At 69.4% G+C, this 8,578-nt stretch carries 7 protein-coding genes; 2 read left to right on the top strand and 5 right to left on the bottom strand.

The window, feature by feature from the left end:
• Both K206_RS40235 and K206_RS0134835 read left to right on the top strand, forming a co-directional pair.
• Positions 1-2,366, top strand: a 2,366-nt coding sequence (locus K206_RS40235) for an FAD-binding and (Fe-S)-binding domain-containing protein (protein ID WP_043367780.1), incomplete at its 5' end; no start/stop codon positions are given.
• 112 nt (positions 2,367-2,478) lie between these two features.
• Entirely contained in the window at positions 2,479-3,369 is an 891-nt protein-coding gene (locus K206_RS0134835) for a LysR substrate-binding domain-containing protein (RefSeq protein ID WP_043367777.1), read from the top strand.
• 43 nt (positions 3,370-3,412) lie between these two features.
• Here the strand turns inward: K206_RS0134835 and K206_RS0134830 are convergent, their stop codons facing one another.
• The 5 genes from K206_RS0134830 to K206_RS40225 all read right to left on the bottom strand — a co-directional run.
• Positions 3,413-5,095 (bottom strand): L-lactate permease, encoded by a 1,683-nt coding sequence (locus K206_RS0134830; RefSeq protein WP_043367775.1) that lies wholly within the window; start codon positions 5,093-5,095, stop codon positions 3,413-3,415.
• A 143-nt stretch (positions 5,096-5,238) separates the two neighbouring features.
• The gene (locus K206_RS0134825; protein ID WP_020206889.1) at positions 5,239-6,309 is read right to left on the bottom strand and encodes a carbon-nitrogen hydrolase family protein; all 1,071 of its coding nucleotides are present in this window, start codon (positions 6,307-6,309) and stop codon (positions 5,239-5,241) included.
• Between the two features lie 85 nt (positions 6,310-6,394).
• Positions 6,395-7,306 carry an enolase C-terminal domain-like protein gene (locus tag K206_RS40230; protein WP_020206888.1) on the bottom strand — a complete coding sequence of 304 codons (912 nt, stop codon included), beginning with the start codon at positions 7,304-7,306 and terminating at the stop codon, positions 6,395-6,397.
• Entirely contained in the window at positions 7,254-7,478 is a 225-nt protein-coding gene (locus K206_RS44485) for a hypothetical protein (protein ID WP_081651618.1), read from the bottom strand. The genes K206_RS40230 and K206_RS44485 overlap by 53 nt, the downstream gene beginning before the upstream one ends.
• A gap of 356 nt (positions 7,479-7,834) precedes the next feature.
• On the bottom strand, positions 7,835-8,578 hold a 744-nt coding region (locus K206_RS40225; RefSeq protein WP_231401728.1), incomplete at its 5' end, for an HAD-IA family hydrolase.

The following is an 8,578-nucleotide window of genomic DNA, read 5'->3' as shown; positions in this document are numbered from 1 at the left end:
AGCGCATGCCCCGCGTGCTGCGCCGCGTGGGCGGCTACAACATCGACATCTTCGATTGCCAGAACCCGCGCGCCTACAGCGACGACGGCCTGCCCAACCTCGCCCACGTGCTGGTCGGCTCCGAGGGCACGCTCGCCTACAGCCGCCAGCTCACGCTCAAGCTGTCGCCGCTGCCGGCGCACAAGGTGCTGGGCGTGGTGAACTTCCCCACGTTCTACCAGGCGATGGACATGACCCGGCACATCGTCAAGCTGGGGCCGGTGGCGGTGGAACTGGTGGACCGCACCATGATCGGCCTGTCGATGAGCAATCCGGCCTTCCGGCCGGTCATCGAGCGGGCGCTGGTCGGCAACCCGGAGGCGATCCTGCTGGTGGAATTCGCCGGCGACGAGCACAACGCGCTGCTGCGCAGGCTCGACGACCTCGTCTCGCTGATGGGCGACCTCGGCCTGCCCGACGCGGTCGTGCGCATGGCCGACGCGGGCGCGCAAAAAGCGCTGTGGGACGTGCGCAAGGCGGGCCTGAACATCATGATGAGCATGAAGGGCGACGGCAAGCCGGTCTCCTTCATCGAGGACTGCGCGGTGCCGCTGGAGCACCTCGCGGAATACACCAGCCAGCTGACCGAGGTCTTCCACCGCAACGGCACCGAAGGCACCTGGTACGCGCACGCCAGCGTGGGCACGCTGCACGTGCGCCCGATCCTGGACATGCGCCGCGACGGCGCGGCCAGGATGCGGGCGATCGCCGAGGAGGCCGCCGAACTCGTGCGCAAGTACAAGGGCGCGTTCTCCGGCGAGCACGGCGACGGCCTGTGCCGCGGCGAATGGGTGGCGTGGCAGTACGGGCCGAAGATCCACCAGGCCTTCCGCGACATCAAGGCGCTGTTCGATCCGGGCAACCGCTTCAGCCCGGACCGCATCGTGCAGCCGCCGCGCATGGACGACAGCACCAACTTCCGCTTCCCGCCCGCGTACCGCGCCATCGACCTGACCCCCAGCCTGGACTGGTCCGGCTGGAACGTGCTGCGCGACCCGCTCACCGGCATCGAGACCGCGCCGGGCACCGGCGGCGACCCCGCGCACGGGCTGGCCAAGGCGGTGGAGATGTGCAACAACAACGGCCACTGCCGCAAGTTCGACGCCGGCACCATGTGCCCGAGCTACCGCGTCACCAAGGACGAGAAGCACGTCACGCGCGGGCGCGCCAACACGCTGCGCCTGGCGCTGTCCGGCCAGCTCGGCGACGACGGCCTGGCCAGCGCCGAGGTCAAGGAGGTGCTCGACCTGTGCGTGTCGTGCAAGGGCTGCAAGCGCGACTGCCCGACCGGGGTCGACATGGCCAAGATCAAGATCGAGGCGCGCGCGGCCTGGACCCGGCGCCACGGCATCGGCCTGCGCGAGCGCATGGTGGCGTACATGCCGCGCTACGCGCCGGCGGCCAGCCTGCTGGCGCCGCTGGTCAACGCGCTGGACCGCGTGCCGCTGCTGTCGCCGCTGGTCAAGCGCTGGCTCGGCTTTGCCGGCGAGCGCTCGCTGCCGCGCTTCGGCAGCGCCTTCCTCGACGGCAGCCGCAAGGCCGCCGGCGAGCCGCTCGGGCCCCGCTCGGTGCTGCTGTTCGTGGACACCTTCAACAACTACATGGAGCCGGGCAACGCGCGCGCGGCGGAGATGGTGCTGCGCGCCGCCGGCTACGACGTGCACTACAGCGCGCAGCCCGGCGGCAGGCCGCTGTGCTGCGGCCGCACCTTCCTCGCGGCTGGCCTCGTCGACGAAGCCCGCGCCGAGGCCAGGCGCGCGCTCGACGCGCTCAAGCCCTACGTCGACGCCGGCGTGCCGGTGGTCGGGCTGGAGCCGTCGTGCCTGCTGTCGCTGCGCGACGAGTTCCTGAACTACGGGTTTGGCGACGAGGCGCGCAAGCTGGCGGACTCGGCCCTGCTGTTCGAGGAATTCCTCGTGCGCGAGCAGCAGGCCGGGCGCTGCGAGCTCAAGCTCAAGGCGCTGCCCGGCGGCAAGGCGCTCGTGCACGGCCACTGCCACCAGAAGGCGTTCGATGCGTTCCGGCCGGTGCAGGCCGTGCTCAAGTGGATCCCGGGGCTGCAGCTCGACGTGGTCGAGTCGTCCTGCTGCGGCATGGCCGGCAGCTTCGGCTATGAAGCCGAGCACTACGAGGCCTCCCGGGCGATGGCGGAGCTGTCGCTGCTGCCGGCGGTGCGCCAGGCCGGGGCCGGCACCATCGTGGTGGCCGACGGCACGAGCTGCCGCCACCAGATCCACGACGGCGCCGGCGCCGACGCGGTGCATGTGGCCTGCGTGCTGGCGGCGGCGCTCGATTTCGGCGCCGAGGCCATGCTCGGCGGCGGCTGAGCGCGCGGCAAGGCGGCGCGGGTTTGCGCCGCCTTGCGCCCGATAGCGATCCTGTATCATCGATGCCGGAGACCCGGCCGAGGCATCGGGCCGTCGAAAAAGAGTATCGCGCATGGCTTACAGAGTTCCCCCATTGCAGTGCCTGATGGCGTTCGAGGCGGTGGCGCGGCTGCGCAGCGGGACCCTGGCCGCGCAGGAGCTGTGCGTGACGCCGAGCGCGATCAGCCACCGCATCCGCCAGCTCGAAGACATCATGGGCATCGAGCTGTTCAACTCCGCGCAAGGCGGCTTCACCCTGACGGCCAGGGGATCGGAATATCTCGAAGTCGTCAAGGAAGCGCTGTCCGCGCTCAGCCACTATGGCGCGCGGCCCCGCTTCGCCGGCGAGGTCCGGCAACTGCGCGTGGCCGCGCCGCCGACCTTCGCGCGGCAGGTGCTGGTGCCGCATCTGGCCACCTTCCAGGCCGACCATCCCGACATCGAACTGATCCTGCAGCTCTCCGTGCCGCTGGTGGGCCTGAAGTCCGAGAACGCGGACGTCGAGATCCGCTTCGGCAACGGCAACTACCCCGGGCTGGAAGCGGTCAAGATCCTGGACGAGCCGGTCTTCCCGGTGTGCAGCCCGGCCTATCTGCGCGAGGTCGGGCCGTTCGCGTCGCCGGCCGCGCTGTCCGCCGCGCGCCTGCTGCGCTGCCCGCTGGAACCGTGGCGCCCGTGGCTGGTGGCGGCCGGGCTGGACTGGCCGGAGCCCGCCACCGGCGTGCAGTTCGTCGACCTGGGGCTGATGCTGGAAGCCGCCGTGAACGGCCAGGGCGTGGCGCTGGCGCGCCGGCGCATGGCGCAGAGCTGGCTCAGTTCCGGCGTGCTGGTGCCGCTGTTCGAGATCGAGGTGCGCTCGATCTACGCCTACTACATCATCTATCCGCCGGACTGCGAGGACGACGGCGACGTCATGACCTTCGTGCGCTGGATGACGGAGATCCTCGGCAAGCCGCTGGAATAGACGAAGCCCCGCCGCATCGCTGCGGCGGGGCGGCTTTGCCGCGTCAGTGGATCACCATGTGGACGAACGGCGGAACGTAGGCCTGCAGCGTGATGAACAGGCCGACCAGCACCGCCAGCGCCAGCGAATGGAAGAACACGTAGCGCAGGATGTCGCCTTCGTGCCCGTACCACTTGGTCGCCGTGGACGCCACCACGATCGACTGCGCGTCGATCATCTTGCCCATCACGCCGCCCGAGCTGTTGGCCGCCGCCATCAGATACGGCGACAGGCCGAGCTGCTCGGCGGTGGTCTTCTGCAAGCCGCCGAACAGCACGTTGGCCGCGGTGTCCGAGCCGGTCAGCGCCACGCCGAGCCAGCCGAGCATGGTGCCGAACAGCGGGTAGAGCACGCCGGTATGCGCGAACGCCAGGCCCAGCGTGGCATCGAGCCCGGAATACTTGGTCAGGTAGCCCACGCCGAACATCGCGCAGATGGTCAGCAGCGAGTAGCGCACCAGGTGGATGGTGCGCAGGTATTCCCGGAACAGCCGCGGCAGCGAGTAGCCCATCAGCAGGCCGCCGACGAGCGACGCGATGAGAATGCCGGTGCCGGCCATCGACAGGATGTTGAATGCGAACGTGGCCGATTCCGCGACCGGGGCGGCCACCACCGGCGGCATCTTCAGCACCATCTTGTCGAGGCCGGGAATGCTGTACTTCCACGCCCACAGCGCATCGAGCGCCTTCTTGACCTGCGGCACGCCCCACAGGAAGACCGACACCGTGAGGATGACCCACGGCATCCACGCCCTGGCCGCGGAGACGGTGCCCGCCGCCGTGCCGGCCGTGGCCGCCGCCGTGGCCGGCGCGTCGTGGTTCTCCACGTGCGAGTCGTCATGGTGCTTCTTGAGCTTGGTCGAGGTCCAGATCGTGCGCGGCCGCCATACCCGCATGAACAGCGTGAGGCTGCCCATCGACACCAGCGACGAGATGACGTCGACCAGCCACGGGCCGTGGAAGTTCGACACCACGTACTGCGGCACCGCGAAGCTGACGCCGGCCACCAGGATGGCGGGCCAGATCTCCTTCATGCCGCGGTAGCCGGCGAAGGCCCAGATCAGCCAGAACGGCACCAGCACCGAGAAGAACGGCAACTGGCGCCCGATCATGGCCGAGAGCTGCAGCAGGTCCAGCCCGGTCACGGAGGCCAGCGCCAGCACCGGCGAGCCGAGCGCGCCGAACGCGACCGGCGCGGTGTTGGCGATCAGCGCGAGACCCGACGCGGCCAGCGGCGAGAAGCCGAAGCCGATCAGGATCGCGCCCGTCACCGCGACCGGCGTGCCGAAGCCCGCGGCGCCCTCGAAGAACGCGCCGAAGCAGAAGGCCACCAGCAGCAACTGGATGCGCTTGTCCTCGGTGACGCCCGAGATGGACTGCTGGAGCGCCTTGAAATAGCCGTTCTGCGTGGTGAGCCGGTGCAGGAAGATGATGTTGAGCACGATCCAGCCGATCGGGAACAGCCCCGAGGCGATGCCGTAGGCGGCCGCCTTGCCGGCCACGCTGGCCGGCATGCCGAACACCGTGCACGCGACGATGCCGCCCGCGATCAGCGCCAGGCCCGCGGCCAGGTGCGCCTGGATGTGGAAGAACGCCAGCGCCGCCAGCAGGACCACGACGGGGATGGCGGCCACCAGCGTCGAGAATAGGGGATTCCCCAAGGGGTCATAGATTTGACTCCAAGGCATGTTTTGTCTCCTTCGGATTTTTATGTGTGTGGCTGAATCGATATGGCTTCGATACTTTGCCGGAGGTGGCGCAGCGGGTGCTGCGCCGTGGCGCCGGCCGGCTCATGAACGGACCGGCCGGCGCGGATCAGGGGATCGGAAAATCAGGCGTTGTGGCGCACCGGCGCGGCGCGCAGCGAGGCGTTGTTGATGACGTCGTCGAGGTCGTCCTCGTCGGCGCCCAGCGTGCGCTCCTCGGCGTGGGACGAGAACTCGACCGGCGCGAGCGCGCGGCGGTTGACCTTCAGCTGGAACACGTCGAAGCGGTTGTAGTAGCCGACCACGTCCTGGAACTGCTTGGGCACCACGCACTTGGCGAGGTCGATGTCCGCGTAGACGATGCCTTCCTCGTCGCGGATCACCTCGCTGATGGGCTGGCCGTCCGGGCCGAGGATCATCGACACGCTCTTGGGCGATTCCTCCAGCAGCTGGCGCGCGCGCAGGTTGTCGCGGCTGATCATGTCGATGGCCTCCGGCGGCAGGAAGCCCGAGGCCACGATGTTGAACAGCTTGCCCTCGAAGGCATGGGCGCCGGCGCGCAGGCGGATCGCCGCCTCCAGGTCGTAGCCGGCCTCGCCCGGCGGGTTGGTCGGCCAGCGCGGCGAGAACGACGACACGTGCACGTTCTCGCCCTGCGCCAGCAGCGTGAAGCGCGCCAGCGCGTTGGTGTTCTCGCCGCACACCAGCGCGCCGATGCGGCCGATGCGGGTGTCCGACACGCGCAGGCCGTTGCCGTCGCCCGGGGTCCAGGTCAGCTTTTCCCAGTAGGTCGGGACCAGCTTGCGGTGCGCGTTGAGGATCGCGCCGTCGTCGCCGATCAGGATGTTGGTGTCCCAGATGCAGGCCGGGCTGGTCGGCGTGCCTTCGTTGATGCCGAGCGACACGAACACGCCGTGGCGCCGGGCACAGTCGCGGATCTGGCGGATCTCGGGGCCGTTCACCTCGACCGCCGACGACGCCAGCTTGACGAAGAACTCATGCACGTCGACCGGCGCCCAGACGCCGGACCAGACCGGGAACGAGGAAATGAACGCTTCCGGGAAGGCGATCAGCTCGGCGCCGTTGCGCGCGGCCTCGGCGATCCAGGCGCAGGCCTTTTCCACCGTGGCCGGCGTGTCGAAGTAGACGGGCGCGGCATGGCAGGCCGCGGCCTTGAATTTCGGGTAGGTTTTCATTTGAGGTTGTCTCCGGTAGGAAAGCCGTTTCCGGCAAAGAGCCGCCTGACTGGCAGGCGAAGGTATGGGGCCAAGCCGCGCGGGATCAGGCGGCGAAGCGCCGCACGGCCGCTTCGTTCCAGGTGATGCCGATGCCCGGGCGCTGGCTCGGCACGGCATGGCCGTCGACCACCTCGAGGGTGTCGGCGAGCACGGCGTCGGCGATGCCGAAGTATTCGAGGTAGTGGGCGGTCGGGGTGACGCCGAGCAGGTGCGCGCTGGCTTCCTGGAAGAAGTGGTTCGACACCGGCACGCCGGCCGCGGCGCAGATGCCGGCCGCGTCCATCCAGCCCGAGATGCCGCCGACCTTCATCAGGTCGAGCATCATCAGGTCGGAGCAGCGCTCGCCGATGCTGCGACGGACCTCGCGCGGCCCGTAGAGGTTTTCGCCGAGCTGCAGCGGCGTCCTGACCGCCTCGGCGATGCGCGCGTGGCCGGCGAAATCGTCGCAGCGCGTGGGTTCCTCGATCCACGCCAGGCCTTCGTCGTCGAGCGCCTGGCAGCGGCGGATCGCCTCGGGCACGGAAAGCGACTGGTTGTAGTCGATCATCAGGCTGGCGCGCTCGCCGGTCAGCGCGCGGGCCGCGCGCACCGCCGCCAGGTCTTCCGCCAGCGTCGGGTAGCCGATCTTGATCTTGATCGCGCGAAAACCCGCGTCGAGCGCCTGCGCGATCAGCGGCCGCGCATCCTCGGCGCGCTCCATGCCGAAGCTGGCGTAGGCCAGCGTGCGCGACGGCGTGCCGCCGAGCACGCGCGACAGCGGCGCGTTCAGGAAGCGCGCGTGCGCGTCCCACAGCGCCATGTCGATGGCCGCAAGCGCCATGTCGAGCAGGCCCGGCGTGCCGATCAGCACCAGCTTGCGGCGCAGCTCCGCCAGGTTCGCGCGCGGCGCCAGCGCGGCGGATTCAAGCTGCGGCAGCAGGTTCTTGAGCACTTCGACCACGCCCTGCAGGACCACACGGCGTGTACGTGAAGATGTAGGCGCTGCCGGTCACGCCGGCATTGGTCGAGATATCGACCAGCACCAGCGGGGCCTTGGCCATGACGCCGCTGGCGGTGCGCAGCGGCGGGTTGAGCGGCACGACTACCGGGCGGACCTGGAAGCCGCTGATTTGCGGGGAATCTGACATGTCTCACTCTGCTCGTTGATGGACTCGGTGGCGCTGATGGAGCGCGCCTTTTGTTCGAAGCCATGAAAGTATGCTTCGGGCAAACGAGTTTCGAGCCGGGTGATGCCGTGAAAGTATTTCACGAAAAATTGATGGGTCTTTCGATGGTTTTTTAATGGCCTTTCAATGGCTTTTTTTTAATGACTGATGCAGGGCTGATCGGCGGTCAATTGATGGCTGATTGATGGCGGATCGGTGGTCGCCGATCGTCATTTAAATCGCAATTAACGGCCAACAAAAATGGGCGTCAACTTTCCGTGCGGTGCGTGCAGCGCGCGCAGGCAGGTGCAGGCAGGCGCAAACGGGCGCAAGCGGGCTCAAGCAGCCGGACGCGGTGCCCGGGCGGCGCGGAGCAGCGCGGGCAGGTCTTCGAAGCGGGCGGCAACCGCGCACGTGCCCTGCAGCGCGCCGAGGCGCCCATATCCCCATTGCGCGAAGACCGCCGGAATGCCGCAGGCCGCGGCCGCCAGCACGTCGGCCGGGTTGTCGCCGATCATCACGGCGGGCACGGCGCGCAGGCCGGCGCGCCGGATGGTTTCCGCCAGGTGGACCGGGGCCGGCTTGCAGGCCGGCACGGTGTCGCCGCCGCAGACCGCCTCGAACAGCGGCAGGATGCCGAGCTGCGCGAGGATGTCCACCGCCGCGGCCTCGACCTTGTTGGTGCACACGGCCAGCTTCCATCCCTCCCCGCGCAGCCGGTGCAGCGTGGCTTCCACGCCCGGGTAGAGGCGGGTCTGGTCGATCGGCGTGCGCAGGTAACGCTCGACGAAGCAGTTCTCTTCCGTGCGCGTGATTTCCGCCGCGCGCAGCACGAAGGCGCGGCGCGCGAACACGCGCAGGCCGTCGCCGAGCAGCGACGTGGCCTCGGCCAGCATCAGCGGCGCGAGGCCGCGCGCCGCCAGCGCGGGCGCGAGCGCCGCGGCGATGTCCGCCGCGGCGTCGATCAGCGTGCCGTCGAGGTCGAAGACGGCGGCGCCCTGCGGCGCGGCGCCGGCGGTTGCCTGTGCCTGCATCGTGTGTGGCCGCGGCGGCCTAGTGGGCCGCGGCATCGACCACCACCA

Source organism: Cupriavidus sp. WS, assembly GCF_000395345.1.
GTDB lineage: Bacteria > Pseudomonadota > Gammaproteobacteria > Burkholderiales > Burkholderiaceae > Cupriavidus > Cupriavidus basilensis_B.
The sequence above is the reverse complement of the archived record's forward strand: the minus strand, read 5'-3'. Positions and strand labels throughout refer to the sequence as shown.